Origin of the sequence: Winogradskyella sp. PG-2 (assembly GCF_000828715.1) — a bacterium.
Classification (GTDB): domain Bacteria; phylum Bacteroidota; class Bacteroidia; order Flavobacteriales; family Flavobacteriaceae; genus Winogradskyella.
In genome coordinates this window covers 1771642-1797885 of sequence record NZ_AP014583.1, presented here as the reverse complement: position 1 = coordinate 1797885, position 26244 = coordinate 1771642, and the positions used below count along the sequence as shown (strand labels likewise).

General features: G+C 31.4%; 26 protein-coding genes. 9 read left to right on the top strand and 17 right to left on the bottom strand.

Features of this window, described 5'->3' with window-relative positions:
* Position 1 precedes the first annotated feature (1 nt).
* The 6 genes from WPG_RS07975 to WPG_RS07950 are packed head-to-tail and all read right to left on the bottom strand — an operon-like array spanning position 2 to position 4313.
* Entirely contained in the window at positions 2-1558 is a 1557-nt protein-coding gene (locus WPG_RS07975; RefSeq protein ID WP_045471132.1) for a DUF4301 family protein, read from the bottom strand.
* Positions 1545-2123 carry an AAA family ATPase gene (locus tag WPG_RS07970; protein WP_045471130.1) on the bottom strand — a complete coding sequence of 193 codons (579 nt, stop codon included), beginning with the start codon at positions 2121-2123 and terminating at the stop codon, positions 1545-1547. The genes WPG_RS07975 and WPG_RS07970 overlap by 14 nt, the downstream gene beginning before the upstream one ends.
* Positions 2084-2716 carry a nicotinamide riboside transporter PnuC gene (pnuC, locus tag WPG_RS07965; protein WP_045471128.1) on the bottom strand — a complete coding sequence of 211 codons (633 nt, stop codon included), beginning with the start codon at positions 2714-2716 and terminating at the stop codon, positions 2084-2086. The genes WPG_RS07970 and pnuC overlap by 40 nt, the downstream gene beginning before the upstream one ends.
* The gene (locus WPG_RS07960) at positions 2700-2960 is read right to left on the bottom strand and encodes a hypothetical protein (protein WP_045475326.1); all 261 of its coding nucleotides are present in this window, start codon (positions 2958-2960) and stop codon (positions 2700-2702) included. Before WPG_RS07960 ends, pnuC begins: the two co-directional genes overlap by 17 nt.
* A 1-nt stretch (position 2961) precedes the next feature.
* Positions 2962-3687: a geranylgeranylglyceryl/heptaprenylglyceryl phosphate synthase gene (locus WPG_RS07955; protein ID WP_045471126.1), complete on the bottom strand. Its 726-nt coding sequence runs from the start codon at positions 3685-3687 to the stop codon at positions 2962-2964.
* Positions 3684-4313: a 4'-phosphopantetheinyl transferase family protein gene (locus WPG_RS07950; RefSeq protein ID WP_045471124.1), complete on the bottom strand. Its 630-nt coding sequence runs from the start codon at positions 4311-4313 to the stop codon at positions 3684-3686. The genes WPG_RS07955 and WPG_RS07950 overlap by 4 nt, the downstream gene beginning before the upstream one ends.
* Positions 4314-4446: 133 nt before the next feature.
* On the opposite strand from WPG_RS07950, the gene ahcY reads away from it, so the two are divergent.
* The 4 genes from ahcY to WPG_RS07930 all read left to right on the top strand — a co-directional run bounded on the left by ahcY (position 4447) and on the right by WPG_RS07930 (position 7331).
* Positions 4447-5763, top strand: a complete 1317-nt coding sequence (ahcY, locus tag WPG_RS07945; RefSeq protein ID WP_045471122.1) for an adenosylhomocysteinase — start codon at positions 4447-4449, stop codon at positions 5761-5763.
* A 109-nt stretch (positions 5764-5872) separates the two neighbouring features.
* Complete coding sequence (locus WPG_RS07940) at positions 5873-6061, top strand: hypothetical protein (protein ID WP_045471120.1); 189 nt, start codon at positions 5873-5875, stop codon at positions 6059-6061.
* A gap of 98 nt (positions 6062-6159) precedes the next feature.
* A complete protein-coding gene (locus tag WPG_RS07935; protein WP_045471118.1) occupies positions 6160-6540 on the top strand; it encodes a hypothetical protein in 381 nt (126 codons plus the stop codon).
* A 317-nt stretch (positions 6541-6857) separates the two neighbouring features.
* Positions 6858-7331 (top strand): hypothetical protein, encoded by a 474-nt coding sequence (locus WPG_RS07930; RefSeq protein ID WP_045471116.1) that lies wholly within the window; start codon positions 6858-6860, stop codon positions 7329-7331.
* A gap of 1 nt (position 7332) precedes the next feature.
* Here WPG_RS07930 and WPG_RS07925 read toward each other — a convergent pair whose 3' ends face one another.
* From WPG_RS07925 to WPG_RS07910, 4 genes are all read right to left on the bottom strand, one after another.
* On the bottom strand, positions 7333-7581 hold the full coding sequence (locus WPG_RS07925; RefSeq protein ID WP_045471114.1) for a hypothetical protein: 249 nt from the start codon (positions 7579-7581) through the stop codon (positions 7333-7335).
* A gap of 57 nt (positions 7582-7638) precedes the next feature.
* Positions 7639-8115, bottom strand: coding sequence for a hypothetical protein (locus tag WPG_RS07920; protein WP_045471112.1), 477 nt, complete (start codon positions 8113-8115; stop codon positions 7639-7641).
* 102 nt (positions 8116-8217) lie between these two features.
* Complete coding sequence (locus WPG_RS07915; protein WP_045471110.1) at positions 8218-9243, bottom strand: phytase; 1026 nt, start codon at positions 9241-9243, stop codon at positions 8218-8220.
* Positions 9221-12028, bottom strand: a complete 2808-nt coding sequence (locus WPG_RS07910; RefSeq protein ID WP_084221549.1) for a TonB-dependent receptor — start codon at positions 12026-12028, stop codon at positions 9221-9223. Before WPG_RS07910 ends, WPG_RS07915 begins: the two co-directional genes overlap by 23 nt.
* Before the next feature lie 188 nt (positions 12029-12216).
* Between WPG_RS07910 and WPG_RS07905 the strand changes: the two genes are divergently transcribed.
* From WPG_RS07905 to WPG_RS07895, 3 genes are all read left to right on the top strand, one after another.
* A complete protein-coding gene (locus WPG_RS07905) occupies positions 12217-13359 on the top strand; it encodes a methionine aminotransferase (protein ID WP_045471106.1) in 1143 nt (380 codons plus the stop codon).
* 56 nt (positions 13360-13415) lie between these two features.
* On the top strand, positions 13416-13715 hold the full coding sequence (locus WPG_RS07900; RefSeq protein ID WP_144374439.1) for a hypothetical protein: 300 nt from the start codon (positions 13416-13418) through the stop codon (positions 13713-13715).
* A gap of 191 nt (positions 13716-13906) precedes the next feature.
* Complete coding sequence (locus WPG_RS07895; protein WP_045471102.1) at positions 13907-14701, top strand: amidohydrolase; 795 nt, start codon at positions 13907-13909, stop codon at positions 14699-14701.
* On the opposite strand, the gene WPG_RS07890 is transcribed toward WPG_RS07895, so the two are convergent.
* Both WPG_RS07890 and WPG_RS07885 read right to left on the bottom strand, forming a co-directional pair.
* The gene (locus tag WPG_RS07890) at positions 14685-16295 is read right to left on the bottom strand and encodes an Ig-like domain-containing protein (protein WP_045471100.1); all 1611 of its coding nucleotides are present in this window, start codon (positions 16293-16295) and stop codon (positions 14685-14687) included. The two genes, WPG_RS07895 and WPG_RS07890, sit on opposite strands and share 17 nt — an antisense overlap.
* A gap of 55 nt (positions 16296-16350) precedes the next feature.
* On the bottom strand, positions 16351-17016 hold the full coding sequence (locus WPG_RS07885; RefSeq protein WP_231850272.1) for a ComF family protein: 666 nt from the start codon (positions 17014-17016) through the stop codon (positions 16351-16353).
* Positions 17017-17098: 82 nt separating this feature from the next.
* On the opposite strand from WPG_RS07885, the gene WPG_RS07880 reads away from it, so the two are divergent.
* Entirely contained in the window at positions 17099-17983 is an 885-nt protein-coding gene (locus WPG_RS07880) for a hypothetical protein (protein ID WP_045471096.1), read from the top strand.
* A gap of 62 nt (positions 17984-18045) precedes the next feature.
* Positions 18046-19584: a glycine--tRNA ligase gene (locus tag WPG_RS07875; RefSeq protein WP_045471094.1), complete on the top strand. Its 1539-nt coding sequence runs from the start codon at positions 18046-18048 to the stop codon at positions 19582-19584.
* 116 nt (positions 19585-19700) lie between these two features.
* Here the strand turns inward: WPG_RS07875 and WPG_RS07870 are convergent, their stop codons facing one another.
* The 5 genes from WPG_RS07870 to WPG_RS07850 all read right to left on the bottom strand — a co-directional run bounded on the left by WPG_RS07870 (position 19701) and on the right by WPG_RS07850 (position 26200).
* The gene (locus WPG_RS07870) at positions 19701-20303 is read right to left on the bottom strand and encodes a DUF6705 family protein (RefSeq protein ID WP_045471092.1); all 603 of its coding nucleotides are present in this window, start codon (positions 20301-20303) and stop codon (positions 19701-19703) included.
* A gap of 14 nt (positions 20304-20317) precedes the next feature.
* Entirely contained in the window at positions 20318-21592 is a 1275-nt protein-coding gene (locus WPG_RS07865; RefSeq protein ID WP_045471090.1) for a hypothetical protein, read from the bottom strand.
* 65 nt (positions 21593-21657) lie between these two features.
* Positions 21658-21996, bottom strand: a complete 339-nt coding sequence (locus tag WPG_RS07860) for a hypothetical protein (protein ID WP_045471088.1) — start codon at positions 21994-21996, stop codon at positions 21658-21660.
* Between the two features lie 94 nt (positions 21997-22090).
* Positions 22091-22678, bottom strand: coding sequence for a DUF3575 domain-containing protein (locus WPG_RS07855; protein WP_144374438.1), 588 nt, complete (start codon positions 22676-22678; stop codon positions 22091-22093).
* Positions 22679-22771: 93 nt separating this feature from the next.
* Positions 22772-26200, bottom strand: a complete 3429-nt coding sequence (locus tag WPG_RS07850) for a hypothetical protein (RefSeq protein WP_045471083.1) — start codon at positions 26198-26200, stop codon at positions 22772-22774.
* Positions 26201-26244 lie beyond the last annotated feature (44 nt).

Sequence of the window (26244 nt, the reverse complement as noted above, 5' to 3'; positions counted from 1 at the left end):
GCTATTTAATTTGGTGTGGTGCTTTAAGTAGGTCGTTAACTGTTTTTACTGGATTGAAAGTAATAATTGGTACTTCAACAAAAATGGTATTCCAAAAGGCCATACTACCATTCCAAAGACCTGGTAATTCTAAAGCTTTTAAATCTTTCCCTGTTTTAGTTTTCATTGTAATAAACGCTGCATTATAATCTACATACTTTTCTAAATCAAATTTCTCTCCCTTATAATTTTTCACACCGCAAACTAAATCTACTGGATTAAAATGAGTAGCATTTTTAAGTAAGCCTTTTTGTTTTTTATCCTTTAAATTAATTTGAGCGGACTCTACAATATGAAGTGATTGATTAGAATATTTATTCTTTACCCAAAATGGTCCACCACCTGGCTCACCTTCGTTTTTAACCATACCGCAAATACGGATTGGGCGATTTAGTTTTTCTCTTAAATATTCAATCTTATAATAATCTGTATATTTTCTATATTCACTCGATATTTTTATGCTCATCTCTTGACTTAAAAAGTCTTCAATGGCTTTAAATTCGACTTGTGTTGAATCTTTAGCATCTAAATAGTGTAGAAAATCAAATGTCTTTGCTTGTAATTTTAGCAAAATTCCTGCTAAAACCTTTTTATACTTAGCAACTTCTTCTTTATAATATTTTACAACAACATTATCAATGTTTTTTACAAAAATAATATCCGCATCAAGTGTATTTAAGTTTTTTAATAAAGCACCATGACCAGATGGTCTAAATAGTAAAGATTGATCATCTTCTCTAAATGGCTCATCTTTTAAAGTTACAGCAATAGTATCTGTAGATTCATGCTGGTATGAAAATGAAATATTAAAAGAAACTCCTGTTCCATTCTCTACGTATTCTTCAATACGTTTAAATTCTTCATTGAATTTATCTTTAAAACGTTCTGAAATTGTAAAATGAAGTTCTGCTTTATTATTTACAGAGGCATACAATGCAGCTTCATACAAGTGCTCCTCAAAAGCTGTAGAAATGTGGTTGCTTTTATATTTGTGAAATGGTAATAATCCTTTTGGTGAATTCCCATAATTTAGTCCATCTTCATCTAACATAGCTTTTACAAAATGCCATATTTTTTTACTGATAGACAAGGTGTTAAAATCAATATCTTTAGATTGTAGATCTTCTAATACTAACTTGTAAAAGGGTAATTTTTCTAATCCAATAGAAAACAAAGCCAGATCTTTAAGCTTGCTCTTATTTATAAAAGCGTTTATTGATTCTTTACTGGGATTGTATTCTTTTATGAACTGAAACAAAAATTTAAACATTCGTGTTGCAGCGCCAGAAGCCGGCACAAATTTCACAAGTGATATATCATCCTTTTTTTCTTCAAAAAAAGTAGTGGACTCTTTTATTAATTTATCATTTAAAGCAACAATACCGTTACCGATTGTTGCTGCTTCAGCAATATTTGTAAAAGGTATTCCTGTTTTAAAAAGTTCAATTTGGGATTCGACATGTTGTAAAGTCAAACCTTTACGTTCGATTTGGTTAATGTCGTTTTTAGTAAAACTCATTTTTTTGTTCTAGTAGGTTATCAATATACTCAATAGCTAATCTAAGTCGTTCTTGTTTATTCCCTTTTAATAAAACATAAGGTTTGTTATATGTTTTTAGGGTAGACTCAAAAGCTTTGAACATGCGTTCTCTTTCATTGGGTTTATCTCTGAGATCATCAGCTTCCCAAGGGGTGTCAATATAGGTTAAAAAATATAGGTCATAAAAATTTTTTAGAGCATATGTCTCCAAAATCGGGTCACATGTACCTGAGTAATAGGCTTCACTGTAAACTTTTGTTTCCAATAAATCTGTATCACATATTAAAACTGACTCTGTTTTTTGAGCCAATTCGTTTTCAAGTTTCATTTGTCCAACAGCAATTGGCAATAGATCTTTTGGCTCACAAGTGTTACGTTCATTGTTCCATTTGTCTTGTAAATATTCTCTTGCGTACTCGCGTACCCAGACTGAACTATAATGTCTTGCGAGTTGTTTAGAAAGTGTTGTTTTCCCTGTAGATTCAGGGCCAAACAAAACTACTTTTATGCAGTCACTTGGTTGTTGTTTAAGCTTTTCTTCCATGCGTAATAGCCTTGAATTGCTAAGATTGTAAAGATAAGATATTGTAGTGATAACATTCCCCAACCTCTATATGCATAAAGGGGTACAGTAATAATATCTGCAAAAATCCAGAGTGTCCAGTTTTCAAGCTTTTTATTTGCCATAAACCACATAGCCGTAAAAAATACTCCAGACGTAAAAATATCTATATAGTTAGATGAATTAATTTCAGTTCCATAAGCTTTATATACAATATAAGTAACAACCATAGTTGCAACAAACATTCCAAATCCAATCAATTTATCTCTTGTATTTGTTCTAGAAATAGGTACAACATATTTGCTTCCTTTTTTACGAGACCAATTCCACCAGCCATATATACTCATGACGGAATAATAAAAATTCATCATCATATCACCCAATAATTCATCGTGCAAAAACAAATAAACTGTTATAATTGTTGCAATTAAACCAGTTGGGTAAACTAATATATTTTCTCTTTTTGCATATACTACACTCGCAATGCCGAATACAAAAGCAATTACCTCGAGAATTATTAGATGGGTTTCTCTGCCTTGGTAAGTATTTAGAAAAAAATCAAAAATCTGGTTCATAGTCGCTTCTGTCTGTTTTTACAATTTTCATTTGCAATACTGAAATATCGACATCATTGAATGAACGCTTTATTTCTTGAGTTAAAAATGGCATTAAGCTATCATAATCACCATAAACTTGAGAACTTAAAGGATTCTCTAATACCGTAAATTTTGAAGCTCGTAAATGTTTTATAAATTTTATGACATGCTTTTCATAATCATCTTGTAACGGCGATAAGGTTAAATCTACTGAAATATTCATGTTATTTTTTAATTTCATTAAAGAACGATTCATCTTCTTCAAAGGCTGTACCAATAACTACTAGATCGGCTCCAGCTTTAAATGCTAATTCTAATTCTACTTTACTTCTTATACCTCCTCCAACAATAAGAGGAACATTTAATTCTTGCTTCACCATTGAAATTGTATGACTATCAATTGAATCTTTAGCACCACTCCCAGCTTCCAAATAAATTAGTTTCATGCCTAAAAGTTCACCTGCCTTTGCTGTATTAATAATGGATTGAATCTGATTTCGTTTAATAGGCTTAGTTTTACTAACACGTTCTACTGATGTTTGTTTCCCATTTTCAATCAATAAATAACCCGTTGGAAGCACTTCAAGATTCATTTTAGACAATTTTGAAACGGCTTCAACATGTTTCCCAATTAAATAGTCTGGATTCCTTCCTGAAATTAAAGACAAAAATAAAATTGCATCTGCTTTATCTGTAATCTGAGTTACATCTCCAGGAAACAAAATGATAGGTAATCCTGTATGTTTTTTAATTTCTGTAACTAGAGCATCAGTAAATCCTTCTTCAACTTCACTTCCACCAACAAAAATATGTGTTGCTAATGATTGATTAACTTTAGAAATGAATGATGAAACTACTTTAGGCTTCATTTTATCTGGATCAATTAAAACAGCTAATAGTTTTTCAGAATTTGAAATTGAAGTAATTATATTTTGATATATACCTTTCATTCCGGAATGACATAAGCACAAGTAAAATCTTCAAACTCTAAAAAAGCTGTATTATACCTATATTTTCTATCTTTATAATCTATCCAAGCAATAGTCTCACTATCCTCTAACATAAAAGGAATCACCAAAAAGTGTTCTCTAAATAACATTCCTGGCGTTGCAAATAATTTGTATAAAGATTCTTTAATTCCCCAGATCACCGTTAATTTCTTGATATAATCCTTAGCTTTTATATCTAAGTAATTGAATTCATAGTTTACAAATTTCTTGGCTATAACTGCGATTTTGTCTCGTTGTTTTTCAATATCAATACCCACTTCTTTATCACTTATAATGACTCCCGAAAAGGTAAAGGAATGCGTAATTGAAATATGTTTACCATCTTTTAAATATGGTTTTCCATTATCATCGTAATCTAAATCCTGATCTGTATAACCAAATTCTCTAAGTAGATGCCTAACACTCAAAAATCCTCGTTGATGTAGTTCACTTTTCATACCTAAAACACGCTCTAAACTTTGAGGTTTTAAATCGAGTGGTCTCACTAATTCGGTATAAGATTCTTCAATCTTCCAGATTTTAACAGTAGTTTGTGAGTTTACACTAATGGATTTATACAGTGGCATTTAATATTCTGAATCCTATTGATTATCTTTGCACTGCCTTAGGCAGATTTAGCATTTTTGGTAAGCGAATTTAACCAAATTAAGTGCTAAATCCCAAAGGCATTTCATTAAAAAATAAAAAGAAAAAAAGAATATGAGTACAAAAACAATTGCTTATGTACCTAATAAGGTAAAAGACGTGTCGCTTGCGGCTTGGGGAAGAAAAGAAATTGAATTAGCTGAAGCAGAAATGCCAGGTTTAATGAGTCTTCGTGAAGAATACCAAAACGAGCAACCTTTAAAAGGAGCGCGTATTGCAGGCTGTTTACATATGACCATACAAACTGCTGTTTTAATTGAAACATTACAAGCACTTGGAGCAGAAGTAACTTGGAGTTCTTGTAATATATTCTCTACTCAAGATCAGGCTGCGGCTGCTATTGCTGCGGCTGGTACTGCTGTATATGCATGGAAAGACATGACTGAAGAAGAGTTTGACTGGTGTATTGAGCAAACTTTATTCTTTGGAGAAGATAGACAACCACTAAATATGATTTTAGATGATGGTGGTGATTTAACTAACATGGTATTAGATAAATACCCAGAATTGGCTGATGGAATAAATGGTTTATCTGAAGAAACAACTACTGGAGTTCATAGACTTTACGAACGTGTAAAAAATGGAACTCTACCAATGCCAGCTATTAATGTAAACGATTCGGTTACTAAATCTAAGTTTGATAACAAATATGGTTGTAAAGAATCTGCTGTAGATGCGATTAGAAGAGCTACAGATATTATGTTAGCTGGAAAACGTGTAACGGTTTGTGGTTATGGAGATGTTGGTAAAGGTACTGCTGCGTCTTTTAAAGGTGCTGGTTCTATTGTAACAGTTACAGAAATTGATCCTATTTGTGCATTACAAGCTGCAATGGACGGTTTTGAAGTAAAGAAATTAGAAACTGTAGTTGGTAATTCTGATATCATTATTACAACGACAGGAAATAAAGATATTGTACGTGCTGAGCATTTCGAAGCTATGAAAGACAAAGTTATTGTGGCTAATATTGGTCACTTTGACAATGAAATACAAGTAGGTTGGTTAAATGAAAAGCATGGTAGTACTAAGGATACAATTAAGCCTCAAGTAGATAAATACACCATCAACGGAAAAGATATTATTCTTTTAGCTGAAGGTCGCTTAGTCAACTTAGGTTGTGCAACTGGTCATCCTAGTTTTGTAATGAGTAATTCATTTACTAACCAAACCTTAGCACAAATCGAACTTTGGAATAACGCTGAAGCATACGGAAACGATGTTTATATGTTACCGAAAGCTTTAGACGAAAAAGTAGCAAAATTACACTTAGCAAAAATTGGTGTAGAGCTTACTGAATTAGCAGATTACCAAGCTGATTACATTGGCGTTAAAGTTGAAGGGCCTTATAAGCCTGAGCATTATCGTTATTAATGTCATTCTGAGCGAAAGCGAAGAATCTTAGAATATAAATATAAACCCTTGCAGAAATGTGAGGGTTTTTCTTTTCTAGAATAGTTTAAAATTTACTTATATTTAAGTTATGAAATACGTCATCATTACTTTAATAATAGCTGCAATACTAGCAATATTAGCATATGTCTTAGATTTATCTAACGACAAGTATGATAAATATTTTATTACTGTTGTTGGTACTCTTTTGATTATATCCGGTTTGTTTTTTTCAATAAAATCTGAAAAACAAAATGAAACAGATGAAATAAGAAAGTAGCCAAGATTGATACAACATTAGTTAATACTGAAAATTTAAAAACTAAAGCAGACTCTATTATTGAGAATTTAAATCAAAGTTTAGAAAAAACATTGAAATTGAGTAAAAGTGTAGATAAGTATAATAAAACTTTAGATACTGTTGAAAGCGATGTGAAAAAACAAATCAAAGCATTAAACAAAACCTTAAAACAAACTAAAATATTTGAAGAAAAAGTTCAAATGCAATTAGAAATTGATAAGAAAAGGTTTGAATCTGAAAAACCTAATGTTAGTATTAGTGTAGAATATTCAAAATACAACGATCCTGACTATTATAGACTATTGTATGATTTACGCAATGAAGGAAAAAGAATGGCCACAGATTTTGAAATTTCAGGTATAGTTATTTTTGGTAACAATGAAAAAATAATAAATCATGTAATACTGAATAAAAGCAGTGGAAGCCTGGAAGTCCCGATAATTGAAAATAGAAGATGACTTTTAGTTTATAGTCAAGAAAAATTTACTCTTGAAGAGATTGATTCTTTCTATTCTAAAGCAATAATCAAATTTCGTTTTAGCTACCGAGACACTTATACCAAAGATAAGATTAAAGAAGAAAAGACTTTTGTATGGCTTGGAAAAAAAGAAAGTGGACTAAAATTTCATATAGCAAATCAAGAGTGGTCAGATACTCTTGAAAATTATATCAAAATGAAGAATTTAGACTTGTAAAATTTAATTTCTTAGTTTGGATATTAAGTTATTAAATCATTAGGTTCACCCTAATTTTACTTTCAACAAAATAAATCAAAATGAAGACATTAGATATTACAACTTTGCAAAATGCACTAAATGATATTGAAAGTTATTTACCAAATAGTGAAGTTGTAAATACAAATGTTTCAAAGGTTAATGTGTCATGGCATTTAGATCATAGTTTAAAAGTCATAAACGCTGTTGTGACGAACATAGAAAATTCTGACCCAACAAAATATATAAATAATTTTTCATTTTTGGGACGCATTGTCTTTGCTCTAAATTATATACCTAGAGGAAAAGGTAAAGCTCCAAAATCTGTAATTCCTAATGAAATCATTTTAATAGATGATATTAAAATACAACTAGCTGAGGCTAGGGAACGTATAAAAATAATACCTACTTTAGATAAAAATGCTTTTTTCAAACACCCTCTTTTTGGAAATGTAAATACTGCTAGAGTTATTAAGTTTTTAGATGCGCATACAAATCATCATTTAAAAATCATGAAGAGTATATTGAAAAGCTAACTCAATTAATTGGTATACTCAAACGTTCTCCAAAAATCCAACTTTTCACTAACTTTCTATTAGTCGTAATTTCTGCAAACACATAAAAATTGGAACCAAAACAAGGAGCTTTTTCAGCCAATTCAAATACCACTTTATCATCACAATAACTCGAATGCAAAAAATAGAGTTCTTTATCTTTTATTAGAACATAACCAACATGATTATCGAGACCTACAAAATAAATCCCATCAGAATAAGCTGTATTCACTTTCTCTTTTAGTTGCTCAAAAGTTACATTTGAGTATATCTTAAGTTGCGATTTAGATTATAAAAGTTTTGCTTCATTTAAACCTGCCGCTTGTGCCATTTTATAACGATTGAGATTAAAACCCAAATGCTTTAAAGTACTTGATACAAAATAACCACAAGCAATCTCACCATTATTTGGTGTACTAGTATGTCCATTAAAATCCCAAGGTGTATCATACCAATGTGGTACAATATCATTCAACAATTTAGAATAGATATATTTTGAAGCGCTATCAATAGCTTTGTTTTTATCAATCTCATATAGATTTATAAAATATGCTTTATCAGTTTTAATCTTACTAATGATAGAAGTGTAATTTCCCTTGGGTTTAAAGTTTATATTTAAGGAATCTAACCCTGTCTCCTCATCAATATTTTTCATTATAAGATCTTCAACACCACTCTTAACCTCAGTTAAACCGATTTCATTTTTAGGCTTAGACTGGCATCCAAAGATTAAAAATAGTAACAGAAAAAGTATTGATCTAATCATTAAATGCTTAACGCTAAAACTTAGTTTTAATTATAATTAAACCCTTCCTATTTCTAGAAAGGGTTTACCGATATCATAATTTTAATAACTCTTCTAAAGATTCTAAAGATTCAAAAGTTTTAAATCATGAAAATAAAACTCTTTGTTATCATTCATAGAGACAAACAAACCATTAGGGAATTTTGTACCCAAAGAGAGCGTTGTTACATCACAACCATCTGTCTCAGAAGTACCAAGATTTACCTCTTTTATAAACACATTTGTAACTCTATCAAAGATTGAAAAACTATGCGCTTGCTGATTAGACACTATAATGTAGCCTTCTTTATTGGGATATTTTGCTATAGCAATGCCTTCTATATCACGTTCAAAATTATCAGAACCAAAACATGTTATCTCTTCATCTCCTTTTGTAGGGTCTGCATAATATTTTCGGATACAATGATCTTCATCAGAATAATAAACATATCCTAATTCTTGATCTACTGCAATAGCTTCAATCTCTTTTTTACCACTAAAATTACCAAATTTCCTAACAAATTTAGATGTTACGCCCAAAGAGTCTGCAATTAACAAGTATTGGTATAGGTAATTATCTACTGAACCTTCTTTTCTGCTCACAATAAAGTATGTTGAGTTATCTTTACTGGTATAAAATGCAATACCCATTGGTCTTTGATAAGCTATGTCTTGCTCATCTTCAAACACCTTAAAACCACCTTTATCTAGCATATTCATATCTGGAACGGAAAATATGCGTACTTGATTTTTTTCACGCTCTGTAAATCCAATAATATCAATGTTCAAAGAATCATTTAATTTAAAATCATAAGCTAAATCAATATTGTTAGGGTAACTAAGACCCGTTAACGATTTTTCTTTGATAATTTTTCCATCTAAATCAAAAGCATAAACTCCACCATTTACCTCATCCTTATCTGTACCGAAAATTATACTCTTATCGGGATTAGTTTTATCTATCCATATCTCAGGATCATCAGTATCATGAGGTGTTTGCTCAGTGATAAGAGTCGGCTCTATAATCGGAAGATTATTATTTTTGCAAGAGGTAAATACAATCGCAAAAAGAATAATCAGAAATAAATTATTTTCTTTTAAATAGGTCATACTTAAGTCCAAAAGTTAAACGTCTACCGTAATATTCTGCTTGCATTGTTCTGCTGCTAATACCTTGAAAATATCGTAAAGGCTGATCTGTAAGATTATTTAAATCTGCATAAACTCTCAAATTAGGGTTAATAGCATAGCTCACGTTAAAATCTACTAAGAATTGCTCGTCATAGTAACGATCTTCAAAAGCACTTCCACCTAATTCATCGATATAAGCATCCGAATAATTTGCTGATAAACGAATATTAAATTTCTTATCATTATATGCTAAAGAACCATTAAACATATTAGGTGCAGTGCCTGGCAAATCTAAATCACCACGCTCGTCACCATCCTCATTTCTAATACCATCAGCAGTTGAAGTAAGGTACGTATAGTTTAGATAAATACTAAAGTTTTTAGCAAATCCTGGAAGGAAATCTAATTGTCTTTGAAATGCAATTTCCGCACCAAAAATTGATGCCCCATCCCCATTTTGTGGTTGAAATACATCGAAACCAGTATCGGCATCTTCAAATTGAGAAGTATAAATAAAATCCTGAATGTCTTTGTAAAATAATCCTCCTGAAAGTATACCAACACTTTTAAAATAATACTCAGCCATAAGATCAAATCCCATTGATGTTGTTGGGTCTAATTCTGGATTTCCTAAAAATATTTCTTCATCTCCTCCTACAACATCTACTGAAGGAACTAAATCTTGATAATTTGGTCTCGCTAGTGTATTTGTCCAAGCAAATCTTAATACTGTTCTAGGGTTTAAATCATATTTTAGATGTACGCTTGGCAACACATTTGTATACGAACTTTCTTCAGTTACTGTACCTTCTAAATCTTCTTCATCTGCAATTTGATTTCCTTTAGCCGTAATACTAGTATTCTCAATTCTAAGACCTGCTAATACTGTTAATTTATTAGATACTTTTTGACTTGCCATTGCATAACCAGCAAATACATTCTCTTCAACATCAAAATTTGCTCTTAAGAACTCATCAAAAACTAATTCACCATTAGATAAACTTAATTTGCCTAACCAAGCTTCATCTGCAAAAATTCCTGCTTGATATTCACTACCAGCTAAATAATCCAAATCCGAATAATCTCTAGAATCCGCGTCTGCTAGTGTTGGAAAAGCGTCTTCTAAATTAAATTCGAAGAAATTATTATCTCTAACCTTATTTTTAAAACGCCCACGTAAACCAAATTTCACAAATCCATCACCTTCATTAAAGAAATCTGCTGGTAATTGAATATTGACAAAAACATTTAAATCTTCTTCTGTATACTGATTCTCTTCGGTGATTTCTCCATATTCAAAATTAGATAGATTACTAAAGTCGTTAGAATCTACAGCTGTAAATAATGGAAATTCAGAATCAGATATTCTATTATTAATAATATACTCAGATTCAAATTCAGCATAACGTTCATTCAGTCTTTCTTCTGATGCTTTTGCATAAGACGCCATCCAATCTATTTGCAATCCACCAGCTAAATGTTTACCACCCAAACTGTAATTTTGCATACGTTGATCTTCTAAACGAGCATTTTGAATTCTGTCACTGTCAATACCGCCTTTAGTTTGTCTTTTTACTTCAACTGGGAAACGAGTTGGCAAATTATTAACAATATCAAAATCACCAACTTCTATATCTTCTCCATCCAAAATTTCATGCTCTAATCTATAACGATTTTCACGATCATCTCTCCAGTTATACATAGACTTGAAAAAGATAGAGTTATTAGTATTAAAATTATAATCAAAGTTTGCAGAAAAACTACGTCTTACACGTTGTACTATGTAAGTACGTTGTTCAAAAACGTTAGTGTAAGGATTTACGTCAGCTTCTACAACTTCAGTTCCATCAAAAAACTCAAACTCATCGGTCCACTCTGCTTCAATATTATCGGATCCAAAATCGTTATCCAAAATAGAAGCGGATACCATCCATCCAAACTTACCATCTTTACTTCTATCACCTAATAAAAATGAACCGTTTAAGATTCTTTTATCGGTTATAAAGCTTACACCAGAACCTACAGTAGTTGACAGTCTAAAACCTTCAGGAGCTGTACGCGTTACTAAATTTACAGATCCACCAAGTGCATCTCCATCCATATCTGGCGTAACAGCTTTGTTAACTTCTATTTGTTGAATCATATCCGCAGGAATTAAATCCATTTGAATATTACGATTATCACCTTCAGCAGAAGGAATACGTGATCCATTTAATGTTACAGAGTTTAATTGTGGTGCTAAACCTCTAACAATAATATTACGCGCTTCACCTTGATCCACTTGCATAGTAATACCAGGAATCCGTTTTACAGCATCACCAATATTAGCATCTGGAAACTTACCGATTTGGTCTGTAGATACGATGTTAGTAATATTTTGCTTGTTTTTTTGTGTATTCAAGGCTTTCGCCTGTCCACCCACAAAACCTGTTAAAAGAACACTGTCTAAAGCTTCAGTCTCCGAAGTCAAAATCACTTTAACTCCAACAGTCTCATCTGTCTTAACTTCGAATTGTACTTCTTTATCGCTAAAACCTAAATATTCTATTCTTAATGTTTGTGTGCCACTTGGTACATTTAACAATAAAAACTTTCCCTCAGAATCTGAAACAGTTCCTTTTTTTAAGTTCGTAATTGATACTGTTGCATACGGCACAAAAAGCCCTTGCTCATCTGTTATAACACCCTGAATATTACCTTCTTGACCAAAGGATAAACACATGGTTAAAATTGAAAATAACGTAAAAACGCAAAGTTTTTTCATAATAATTTAAATTGGTTAATTAATTAACCGCTAAATAAATAATAGTATTACATAATCACTTTAACTGTTCTTTACGATATCTTTATGCTTTTACCCATTTTAGTGTTGATTTAATTTTCTATTAACTTTAAATATGCATTTTCGTAACTTTTAATGCTGTAATTTATAAAACTATTTAGCATATAACAATGAACTTTAAATCGAAGCTTCCACATGTAAGCACTACCATTTTTACAACAATGAGCTCTTTAGCTAATGAGCATAATGCACTAAATCTGTCTCAAGGCTTTCCTAATTATCAAAGTTCTCAAAAACTAAATGATTTAGTTGCTAACGCCATGAATAATGGTTACAACCAATATGCACCAATGCCTGGAAATTTAGATTTGCGTATCGCCATTTCCAATAAATATGAGTTACTCTATAAGTCTAGTTATCATCCCGAAAAAGAGATTACTGTTACAGCTGGTGCTACACAAGCTATTTTTACCATTATTTCGACTTTTATAAAACAAAATGACGAAGTCATCATTTTTAAACCTGCTTACGATAGTTACCAACCATCTGTTGAAGTTAATGGTGGAAAAACTATAACCATTCAATTATCTGCACCAGACTATAAGGTTGATTGGGAAGAGGTTGCTTCAAAAATATCATCAAAAACTAAGATGATGATTATTAATTCACCTCATAATCCAAGTGGAACGGTTTGGTCTGAAGACGATATGCTTCAACTTCAAAAACTAACTAGAAACACAGATATTATTGTGCTAAGTGACGAAGTTTATGAGCATATTGTATTTGACGGAGAACAACATCAAAGCGCTTGTTTATTTTCAGATCTAAAGCAACGTAGTTTTATCACTGCTTCCTTCGGCAAGACATTTCACAATACAGGTTGGAAGATTGGATATTGCTGTGGACCAGATTATTTAATGTCTGAGTTTAGAAAAGTGCATCAGTTTAATGTCTTTTCTGTTAATCATCCTGCTCAGAGAGGGATTGCGGATTATATGCAAGATGCTAATACATATTTGGATTTGAATTCTTTTTTTCAACAAAAGAGGGATTTGCTTTTAAACCTAATTTCAGATTCTAGATTTAAGTTTAAACCCTCACGAGGCACTTATTTTCAAGTTCTAGATTATAAAGCTATCACTGACAAAAGTGATGTAGAATTTGCAAAGCAACTCACTAAAGATTTCAAACTAGCTTCGATACCATTATCAGTTTTTAATGAAAACGGAAAAGACGATAAAGTATTACGGTTTTGTTTTGCAAAAACTGATGAAACTCTAATAAAAGCAGCAGAAATTTTATGCAAAATTTAAGTTACTTTTTGTACATTTCTGTGTCATAAAGAATGAACACAAAAACTAATAACACAATGAAGTATTATATTATTCTTTTATTCTTAGTCTTTTCTTTGACATCATTTGCTCAACAGGTTCAGAAAGACGGAAAGATTTATGAGGTTAAAAAAGAGAAAATTTTCTTAAATGGTGAAGATGTTACTGAGGCTTTAAATGTTGAAAAAAAAGAAGCTGTTTTGAGTCAAGCTGCTACAATTTCAGAAAAGCTAAAAATGAAAGAAAAGCTCAAAAAGAAGCCAAAAAGCATGGAAAAGACAAGAAAAAAGCTGAAAAGGCTCAAAAAAAGGCTGAAAAGGCACAAAAGAAAGCTGTAAAAGAGCTAAAGAAAAAAGAAAAACTTCAAAAGAATTTTGAGAAAGCCCAAAGTAATCTCAAAAAAGGACAAAAGAAATACGAAAAGCTAAAAAAGAAAGGTTGATTATCTCCACAAGATGAAGGTAAATGGCTTGAAAAAATTGAAAAGCTAACTGAAAAACTAGAAAAAGCTAAACGTAAAATGTATACAATGCCTAACTCCCTCCCTAACTCCCTCACCGTTGCTTTAATTCAAACAAATTTAAGTTGGGAAAACCCAACAGAAAATAGACGCCTACTAAATAGTAAGATCGATACTATTACTACTGGTATTGATCTTATTGTTTTACCAGAGATGTTTACATCCGGCTTTACTATGAATGCAACTTCAGTTGCAGAAACAATGCAAGGCGAAACGATTTCATGGTTAAAAAGTAAAGCCCAAGAAAAACAGGTTGCAATTATTGGTAGTCTTGTTATTTCCGAAAACCATAATTATTACAACCGTTTAGTATGTGTAGAACCTTCGCGTGATATTACACAGTACGACAAGCGCCATACCTTTACACTAGTAGGCGAACATAAAGTCTATAAAGCTGGTACAGAAAAAGTGATGTTTAATTTTAGAGGTTGGAACATTTGTCCTTTAGTTTGTTATGATTTACGTTTCCCTGTTTGGGCAAGAAATGTTGAAGACTACGATCTTCTACTCTACGTTGCAAATTGGCCTAAAGTAAGAATCAATGCTTGGGATGCCCTCTTAAAAGCACGTGCTATTGAAAATATGAGTTATTGTATTGGCGTAAATCGTGTAGGACTAGATGGAAACAACTACGAATATCCTGGCCACTCTGCTTCTTATGATGTTTTAGGACATAGAATGGATTCGATTCCACCAAATAAAGAAGCTATTGAGATTGTAGTTTTAGAAAAAGAACATATCAAAAAATATAGAGAAAAACTTAATTTCTTAAGTGATAGAGACGACTTTAATTTAAAAGTATAAACTCTATTATGTAATCAAAATTCTGCCTTACCTCCTCTGGAGTTGTAGCATAGCTAACCCGTTCTGGCTGAATGCCAAGCAAGTAATTTCCGGTATCATACTTACCATTGCCATTAGCATCAAAAATAGCACGCAGTCCATATTGTCTCGGTGATAAATCAACAAAGTCTACTACGGGAGATTCCGTTGTATAGCGCTCATAAAGCACGTCCCCTTTATCATTTACGAGTTGCACTATCATTGGAAACTTAGCATTTACAAGATTTACTCTTATTTTACCATATTCAGATCTCTTCTTTGTCCTAAACGTAAAATTCAAAGTATCCTTGTTTACACCTCCATAAAAATCTGTAAAAGCTTCGGGTAACATTTCAAAAAAATACTTCTGTCCTTCGTCCATTTTCATAGGAAATGAATAACTATTATAGATAGTGTCGTATTTAGCACTAAACTTTATATCTAATGAATCTCTATCTATCAATTTTATTTTTGAAGTATCTATAGCTACCAATGGAATATTAGCTTTAATTGAAAACGCTTGGTCAAAAGTTAACGTACCAGATCTACCAGATTTTATTTCCAAAGAATCTGGTTTAACTTTTCTAAAACGATGTTTAAAAGTATCTATAGATTTCTTATTGGTAACCACAAAAAAAGTTGTGTCAATATCAAATTTAGGTTTGTACCAATAGTATAGAGTATCTTTTGTATCGTGCTTTATAATTCTAGATTGGTAACCTTCTGGTATATCTCCTAAAACTTTAATAAGCATATCTTTAAAATCTCCTTCATAAGGAAATATGATTTTAGTTTCACCATCTTGTTTTGGTTTCAACGCCTTAAAATTAATGTCTTCTTTAAATAATTTGAGCTTATAAGATGAGTCACTTGGCACCGTTATAAATCCTTCTTTATAACCTATTTTATCAGCCTTTTGATTAAATTTAAAATCGCCATTTTTATCTTTTAAAGCAATCAATTTATAAGTTCCGGCTTTTATATTATCAATACTAAAACTAGTAACACTGTCTAAAGTATTTGTTACATATCTTGGCTTTTCTTTGTACACAATAGAATCTGTGTAAGTAGAATCTACATCATATAACATTACAGATACAAACTCATCTGCTTTTTCTAGCAAAGCGTCAACTACATAACCACCAACTGAAAGCGAATCGATAACATCACCAGTGGAAAAAACATAACGATAATAAGGATAAGGATTGCCTTCATTATTATCTACGATACTTTCACCAAAATTAAAGGCATAAGTTGTATTGTCCTTTAAGGTATCCTTTATTTTAATAGATATATATTCACTAGCTCCTCCTAAGGGATATATTACCGGATCAGTATCCATTGGAGGCGAAATGATTAATTGCTTTCTTACATCCTTTATTTTCACATATTCATCAAAATAAATTCTAATTTCATCTCCTTTAAATTTAGTAGTAAAGTTAGGTGGTGAAGCTTTTTCAATTACTGGTGGATCTACATCTTTTTCTCCACCAGAAACTGTTCCACGATTGGCACAATTTGCAATAGTAATTGCAATTAAAATAAAAGTTAAAATTCGCAGTAATGTAATACGCATCTACTCAAAATAATTTAGCACAAAGAAACAATTTTAAAACTAAGAAACGAAAAAATCAATCTGCAATTGCCATCGTTGCAAGACTTAACTTAATATTATCAATTTTTAACAAAACCGAAGCGCAAGCCTCTACTGTTGCACCTGTGGTAATAATATCATCTACTAATAAAATATGTTTTCCTTTTAAAGATTCTCTTTCAGTGATACTAAAAAGTGCTCCATCATCATTCCAGCGAGTTAAACGTCCTTTAAATACTTGCGTTGTTGATGATTTTGTCTTCACTAAAACAGTGTCATTATAGTCTGCTTTTAGAGCTTTCGCAATTTCAATCCCAAATTTTGTTACCTGATTATAACCTCGTTTTCTCAATTTAGTCTTATACAATGGAACAGGGATTACAACATCTATGATTCTATAGTCTTTAGTAGTACTCAATTCTGCACCTAACCATTTTCCAAAAAACCCACTAATTTGTTGATGACCTCTATACTTTAAATTATGAAGCAACTGTTGAACAATTCCTTTTTTAGAAAAGTGCAATAACGCTGTGGCGTTTTCTAGTTTTACACGACCATAAATTATCTTTTTGACAGCTTCAGAATTATCAAAATGAAAATTCGTTACTGGTAATTGGTGTCGGCAATTTGTACATATAACTAATTCATTATCTGACAAACTATTATTACAAGCTTCACAGACTTCAGGAAAGAATAAGTTCAACAAATTTTTTACCACTTACATCGAATAAAAACAAATTACACTTCAATATAATTTAATTTCGCACCAATAAGAAAAATTAATAATGATAGTTAACCCTCAATTATTTAACTACCGATTAATTATAAGTTCTTTATTAGTCGTTTTAACTGTTTTAGGAATATATAGTTTCACCAATTATAAATCCATTAAATCCTACGAAGAATTCTTAAAACAAGAGAAAATTTTGATAGAAAAAGAGCTATCAGAAATGTTATTAAGTTATGACGATTTAAGCCAAGACTATGATTTAATGGCTTCCCAGCTCCAAGAGGCAAAGCTAGAAACTAAGGATGCCTTAGATTCATTAAGATTATTAAAAAGTGATTTGTCAATAATCACAAGGTTTAAAGATCAACTTATAGTTTTAAAATCTAAGAGTAAAGTACTATTAAGTACTATAGACTCTCTTAATTCTGCTAATATAAAATTACAGAAGGAAAAGCGCTATGCTCTTAATACCATAAAAAAGAATACAATAGCTATAAACGATCTTGAAGAAACTAATGCTTCTTTAAACAAAACGATTGATAATGCTGCGATATTAAAAGCTAGCAATATTAAAGCCGTTTCCTATAAATTAAAATCTGGTAAAAAGAAATTAACAGTGCGCGCTAAGCGTACCAATGCGATCGATGTATGTATTACGCTTACAGAAAATCCATTAACTCTAAAAGGAAAAAAAGATATCTACATTCAAATTGTTAGTCCACAAGGTAATGTTGTGTCTGATAAAGGAGAAATTATGTTTGGAGATACCTCTTTAATATATAGTAAAAAAGAAGTCGTTAATTATAACAATGACAACTTAGAAATGTGCACTGCGATTATTGCTGATGATGAAGATCAACCATTTCATAAAGGGTATTACTTTATCAATGTGTTTCATGAAAATACAAAGCTAGCAAGTACAAGTATTAAATTAAAATAAATCTAACTTCATAATTTATTAAAAACCGCTTGTTAATTGAAGCGGTTTTTTATTTTTGCACCATGGCAAATGACGACAAATTCAAAAAAGTAATCTCTCATGCAAAGGAGTATGGTTACGTATTTCAGAGTAGTGAAATCTATGATGGCTTAAGTGCTGTATATGATTATGCGCAAAATGGAGCAGAACTAAAGAAAAATATACTTGACTATTGGTGGAAAGCCATGGTACAAATGCATGATAACATTGTAGGTATTGATGCCGCAATTTTTATGCATCCTACAACTTGGAAGGCTTCTGGACACGTTGATGCTTTTAATGACCCTTTAATTGATAACAAGGATTCTAAAAAGCGTTATAGAGCAGATGTTTTAGTTGAGGATTTTAGAGAAAAGATTTTACAAAAAATAAATAAAGACATTACCAAAGCAGAAAAGCGTTTTGGCGATGCTTTTAATGAGGCTGAATTTAGATCTACGAATGGTAATGTTCTACGTCGCCAAAAACAAATAGATGACATTACAGTTGAATTAACAAGAGTACAAGAAGAGAGCGATTTAGAAGGCTTTAAACAACTCATTTTAGACCTAGGAATTGTATGCCCTGTTTCAGGAAGTAAGAACTGGACAGATGTGAAGCAATTCAATCTTATGTTTGGTACTAAATTAGGTGCTAGTGCAGAAAGTGCTATGGACTTATACTTAAGACCAGAAACTGCTCAAGGTATATTTGTTAATTTCTTAAACGTTCAGAAAACAGGACGTATGAAAATTCCTTTTGGTATTGCTCAAACAGGAAAAGCGTTTAGAAACGAGATTGTAGCAAGACAATTTATTTTTAGAATGCGTGAGTTTGAACAAATGGAAATGCAGTTCTTCATTAAACCAGGTACTCAAAAAGGATGGTTTGATTATTGGAAAGAAGCACGTTTAAAATGGCATAAATCTCTTGGATTAGGTGAAGAAAATTACCGTTTTCACGATCATGAAAAATTAGCACACTACGCAGATGCTGCAACAGATATAGAGTTTAATTTCCCGTTTGGTTTCAAAGAATTAGAAGGTATCCATTCTCGTACAGACTTTGATTTAAAGCAACACGAAGAATTTTCTGGTAAAAAACTTCAGTATTTTGATCATGAAGAAAAAGCAAGCTATACACCATACGTATTAGAAACATCTATAGGTTTAGATCGTATGTTCTTAGCTGTATTTTCAAACGCTTTAGTTGAAGAAGAATTAGAAGACGGTAAAACACGTACTGTTTTAAAATTACCTGCTGTATTGGCACCTGCAAAAGCTGCAATATTTCCTTTAGTAAAAAAGGACGGATTACCAGAAGTTGCTAAGAAAATTGTTGAAGATCTTAAATGGGATTTTAACGTTATCTATGAAGAAAAAGATACCGTTGGTAAACGTTATAGAAGACAAGATGCTGCCGGAACCCCATTCTGTATTACAGTAGACCACGATACTTTAAAAGACAATACTGTTACGATTCGTCATAGAGACACTATGGAACAGAAACGAGTAAAAATAGAAGATTTAAAAGATTTAATTAAAGCAGAAGTTGATGTGAAACATTGGCTGATGAGGATGTAGTAAGAAAAACATGTGTTAAATTTATTCTTAAACCATTTTTATTATAAAGATGGTAACAAAATCAAATAATATCTATTAGAAAAGCCCAACTGAAATTTCAGTTAGGCTTTTTGTTTTTATTGCTTTAAAAACTCATAATACCCATCTGGTATATCTATTCTAGCATTTGCATCATCAGCAAGCGTTGTATAATCATAGATACAGACTTGTAACTTTTCTATATTGTCTTCATTTACATACCTTAAAATAATACGCCCTTCAATTAAATTGTCTATTGGATTAGATATCATTAACTCAATTTTTATTTCTTGGCTGCTACTATTATCAATACATTCTGTTATTGTACGATATACAAAAACACCACCACTAATATTATGCTCATAACCAGAAATTGCAGAATTGTCAAAGTCAGATAACGTGTTGATTTTTTCTATGCCATTTTTGATGTATTGGTATTCACCAACTAATAAATCCTCATAATTAGTTTCATTAGATATTCTATAATGTTCTTCTTTTTTCAATTTGAAATTTATTTCAGTATTACCGCTTAGATATTTCCATTCCCCTACAAATTTGTCAAATTCATTGTTGACATCTTTTTCATAGCAATCCGGATTTCTTCTACAAAATTCATCACTCCCCATAGGTTTGATAATAGTCTGCGCCTTACAAGACACTAGACCTATAGTAATGAATATTAATCTAATTAAGTTTTTCATAATTCTGCGTTTTGTTAATTACATGGTTCTTGTTCTAGTGTATCTTTATTTATTTTAGCCCAATTATCTATTAGATTATTAGCATCATAATTTGCTTCATATAAAGAGATATTCAAATTATAATCCTCTAATAAATTAAATAAATGTTGTTGTTGTTTAAAAATGTCTGTTTCTGGCTGAGCTGTATTATAATTATGATCACTTTCATAAGCTTTCTTTAGTTCTTTATTAAATAACATGGATCGATTTGAGTTATTTAAAATATTTAAAAGCTTGTTTACAGTAGCTTCATCATCAAAACGCAAAGCATAAGTTCTATGCTGTCCAGGTGAGTTTTCAAAGATTAAGATATGTGTAATTTCTGTAAACTCTACAGTACTAGCACTAATACTTTGGTCACTTTGTATTTTTTTAGCTATTTGTGCCATTTTAAGAATATCCGGAGCAGAGAACATTTTATAGAATACATCATTTGGATGTGTATGTGCTATTACTGCAGTATATGGATTTACTATAATATTAATATGGTTACTCCCACTGCTATTATCTAAAATAGGAGTGGGTTCATATTCATCTGTTGTTGGTCTTTTATCCACTCGTAACCCCTTTTCATTGTTTCCACTTGCTAGTGTCAGTTGATTTAGCCTAGTTTTTATTGTTGGGTGGTCTGATATAGAATATTTTAGTTGTTTACAACCTTTATCGCATTCCTCTTCTGTACCTCCATTAAAGGTACAATGACAAATTTGTGGACTATTTCCAGCTAGTACACAATCCTTTATATTAACAATACAATCACCATTTAAATCACCTGGTGGAGGGTTTTCACAAGGTTCGTCTTCATCACGAACTAAAACAGCTATAGAACCTTCCTCATTACTAGGACCAGTATCATTAGTTACACCACCAGGATTTGTACTGGTTGTATCGGTTCCATTGTCATTTGGATTACTTGTATCATATGGTATACATTCGTAGGTAGTTACATAAGCATATCCAGCCCATTGAGGCTCATTAGTTATACATCCTTGGCAAGTACTATCACCAGGCCAATGACCACAACCACATGAATATTCTGCTATAACTGTAGTTTCATTTACCCATCCGTCACAATCGTCTGGATAATATTCACTATAGTGAATATCAGGAGAATCATCATTAGTGCCACCACCATCATCAATACCAACAGTTGTAAAACTATCTTTACTTTGGGTAGAAACACTACCTTCAAAAGCTTTGTTCTTATCATCTAACCTAGCTTGAGTCGGTACATATTTGGTAACAAACATACCCGGTTCACCATTTTTATCTTCAATAGTCAGATTATAAAACTTAGAATCTGTTGTATTAGGTGTTACATTAGCATAGTATAAGAGGTATAATCACCAGCTATTACCTCTTTAATATTATCTGTATAAATGGTTATACCTAAAGTATCTAATGTAGATCTAGAAAACACATTACTCTCTATACTAGAGTCCAGAAACTCACCAAGTTGATACTTATTAGTTAAGCGGTTAAATATTTCACCTGCTTTATCATAAGAAACTGTTTTAACAGTCGGTAAAACCTGAGTTGAAGAAGAAGAAACATGGCCTTGTTCTTCTTTAACAATACTGTCGTCTTTTTCACAAGCGAAATAAATAGTTAGCAGTCCGAGTAATAGAATTGCAAATAAAAATTTGTTTTTCATGAATAACGTTTTAGATTAATATTCTATTTAAACGTTATTAGTTTAAGGGTCTTAAAATAGCAAGAAGTTTAAATCTACAACATTTTTTTAATAACTAGAAACGATACCCAAAGTTAACACCAAATCGTAATTCGATATTCTCTAAATAATCGGTATCAAAATTCCCTAAATTTCTAGCAATATCCCCTTTTAATGTTAAAGTGAATTTATTACTAAACATCCATTTATGCCCTATACCAAAGCCTGCTGAAAATCCACCAACATCATATGTAAATTCATTTTCAACTGTTGAGTTAATTACATCATCATAGTAATAATAATCACTTACAGTAACTTCACCAGTCCTCAATTTTAATTGCGGATAAAAGAAAAAACCTGCATGGTCTTTCTCCTTTGAGAAGTAAATAAAATAAGCGGCATTAAAACTTAATGCAGTACTTTCTTCAATATAACCAGCATCGTAATAGCCATAAGTATCAAAAAGATTAACGCCTAAATAAAGGGACTGATTCTGTTTAAATAAGCGCTCATAATTAAAGTTTAAAGTACCAGCAACAACTAAGTCTAAAAGGTTTGTTGAGATTTCAGATGTTTTAGGAAGATCATTATCAGGTGAGTCTTGAGCATTAACATTACAAATTGCGAACAACATAATTGTCACACATAAAATAGTCTTTTTCATAATTGATGATTTAATTGATTTAAACAAACATATCGTTATTTGCATTTAATAGATGTTAAATGCACCTAAAGGTTGCGTTAAAAATGTCACAAATTAAAAATAAGCCTTTAACTGAATAGTACCTGTATGAATAGTTTTAGAGGTCTCTGTTTTGCGCCCAAAATAATTTAAGTTTAAATCTAGAAACTTGGTTAACTTCTTTTGGGCTAATAAACTCCACGTATAGTTTTTCCCTGGTTGTAAACCATCGAGCATTTGGTAAGCGACTGGAGTATTTGCATTACCCTCAAAGGCATTCTGAAAAAAATTGAATTCACCAGTTAAAGCAATTTTTGAGGCTTTATTATAAGTAAAAGACAAGCCATAATTATTCTGAGCTAATGCTTCTAAACTTCCAATGGTATTATCTTTGGATGTATATTGATAAAAGATATCGAACTGCGCATTTTCGCTAAATAGATATGACAGTTTAGGCTGAAACTTTGTTTCGTCAATATTAAAATTTCTATTAGCGAAATTTTCACTAATACTTTCATCATTACCAAAACTAGCTAATGTATTTAATAACCAGTTGGTCGCAAATTTATGATTGAAATTAAATTGATGATTCGTTAATTTATTTTCCTGAAATCCTATAGAGAGTAAATTTCGACTCGTGTTAGTTAAATATGTATACGATGTTGTATAATGCTGTTTTCCTCTATTGTAAAACAATACATTTCTAACACTGTTATTTAAGGCTAATTGATTTTCATCATCATCCTTAAATGGGTTTAGGTTAAAATTATTGCCTTCGCGCTTAATCTTTCTATCAATAAGATAAGACGATTGATTATAAAAATGAGAGAAGAATTTTTTAGTTTTATTTTCAGATTTACTCCATTGCTGTGGATTAATCGTCAAGGTTTGACTTAATCTATTTTGGTGAGTACGCACAAAAATTTGATTGGGCAATAATACTCTTATAAAACTGCCTTGATCTGCAAACTGTGCAATTTCAAACTCATTGAGTTCTTGTATTCCATTCTCATTATAATCTATCCAAGTATATGCTCCTTGACCAGCTTCTACTTCTACATAGGTGAAATCTTGTTGTGGCAAGGTGCCAGAATTAGTTTCAAAACTGGTATTCCACAAGATTAGATTATTAAATAATTTCTGACTATAATTTAATCTACTGTTTAAACTTTGCTCATCTTGTCTGGTTTCATCTTCTGCCTTTAAATCTCTATAGTTTACAAATAATTGCAGATTTGTATTTTTATTCTGAATTAAACGCGATTTCAAATAATAAGTATTAGAACTATTAACACGTTCAATCCTATTGCTTCTTAAACTATCATTAAAACGCTTTATATAACCAACTTCTGCAAATACCTTAGTACTATCACCAATACCCACAAAAGCCTCATAAGCTTTGAATTTTTGACTTAAAGGAGTTAATGAATCATTAGCAATTATAGTCTGCTCATTATCTTCAATAGCAAACTTGGTTCCAGCCCATTTATTTTCTTTACCATAAACTATATGATTAAAAGATCTTAAAAATTTGGATCTGTTTAACGTACTTTCACTATTTAAAAAACTAGAATTTGAAAATATATTGAAATCACCTAAGCTCAAATTTGCACTTATATTATGTCGGCTTCCATTAAAGTTTTCTGAATAATCTAAGTATTCAAAATTATAAGATGCTGTCCCTTTTTTGTAGTGGGATAATTGTAAACCAGAAGTCAATAACAACTGATTTCCAAAGTTGAGATTCCCTTGATTATTTTGTGTATTATCTAAATTCCAATCGCGATTAAATTCTGCTCTATATAAACGTTGAATGGTTCTAAAATCTTTTTGAATAAAATCCGCATCTAGTAAGGCAGATAAATTCCAAAGGCTATCTGTTTTTATTAGGTTTTGATTTACTTTAAGTTTTGCAGCATACCCATTATTGTCATCATCATCAATGTTCGAAAATAAATTAGCATCATTTTTACTTCCAGCCAATTCAAAATACACATCTGTTGTTTCTCCTGGTTTATATCGAGCATTTAAAACCGCTATTTGCATACGTTCTGGTGCAACTAACTGTGTAATGGGTTGATAATTTCCTTGAGGTACTCCACCAATTGGTGCTATATATTCAAAAATATTACTGACCGCATTGTCATTACTCAATACATAATTTCCTTGATTGGCACCAACTAGAGTAAAGCGTACACTAAACAATTCATCATCCGGATTTTGTGAGAATACAAAGATGTCTTCAGTACCAACAGTTTCTTTTCGGTATAAAATTCTATTTTCAGAAAATGATTCGGCAGTTGCGGAAGAAGCAACCATTAAATCGGTATCATCACCAGCATCTGCTAAAACTTGGGTTTGTTCTGTAGATAAATTCTGTTGCAAGGGTTGATTTTTAGCATCACTTTCTGAGTATACAGAAACGTTTAAATTCAGTTTTTCAGTAGTATAATTTCCACCACCAAAAACTGTAAATCTTGAATAGTTACGATCACTGAACTGATAATCTACTGTAATTCGCATTTCGGAAGTAATCGGAAATGTAGAATTAAAAATGATTTCACCGGCATTATAATCTATAATATAATCATTGTTTTCACCTCGCGATAAAGGAACACCATTAACATAAACTGTTTCACTACCAGAAACAATGAGTATAAACAATTCGTTATTTGGACCTCTCAATTTATAAGGGCCTTGGTTACCCTCTTGAGCTGTGAATTGTGTGGTTGTAAATTGTCCTCTAACCAAAGCTCCAGAAGCAAAAATTTTGGTGTTTTCTCCTACATTAGCATTAACCAAAAGACCTTGTACACGTTTAGAGAAATTGGCAAAATAACTATTAGCATTTATTAAGTCTATATCTCCAGCACGTATGTTCCAATCCTCACTAAAGAGCTCAATAAACACCTGGTCAAACTCATCTAGCCGTTGTGAATAGCCACTTTCTTGCAAAGGAATATTTGCATCTTGAATAGAAGCTCTCAGAGAAACCTTATCACTTAATTTACCCGAAATTTGCAAATCTAATTCACTATTTAAAACAGAATTTTGATTATTACCTATCGTTACACCTCTAGATATACTTCCAGAAGTAGTTAAACCATCAAAAGGTGAGAATTGATCGCGTTTATTAGTGTTTTCTAGTTTATACAATTGTTGTGCTCCAGCAGATGTTCTGTCTACGATTACATTATCGTCTAATTGCTTATACACTTTTGTCAGAAAATTAGGGTATCGTAAATATTCAATTTGAATAGTATCTAAATCTATAGGTTGCTTAAACAACAAAAGTGCCTTTGCAAAATCTATACTGTACAGCGTTGAGTCTAAAACTGTATTGTTTTTTCTTTTTATGACAAATTTTGAAGGATTTATACTAACGGAATCAATGAGAATTGAATCTTTTACAGCAATACGCTTCTTTCTATAGTTACTAGAATTCTCTTGGGCGAATGCACCAAAAGAGCCTATAATCATTAGAAAAAGTAAAATGTATTTCATGTAGAATAATAACTTCTTAAAACAGGAAATATTTTATCGTTAAA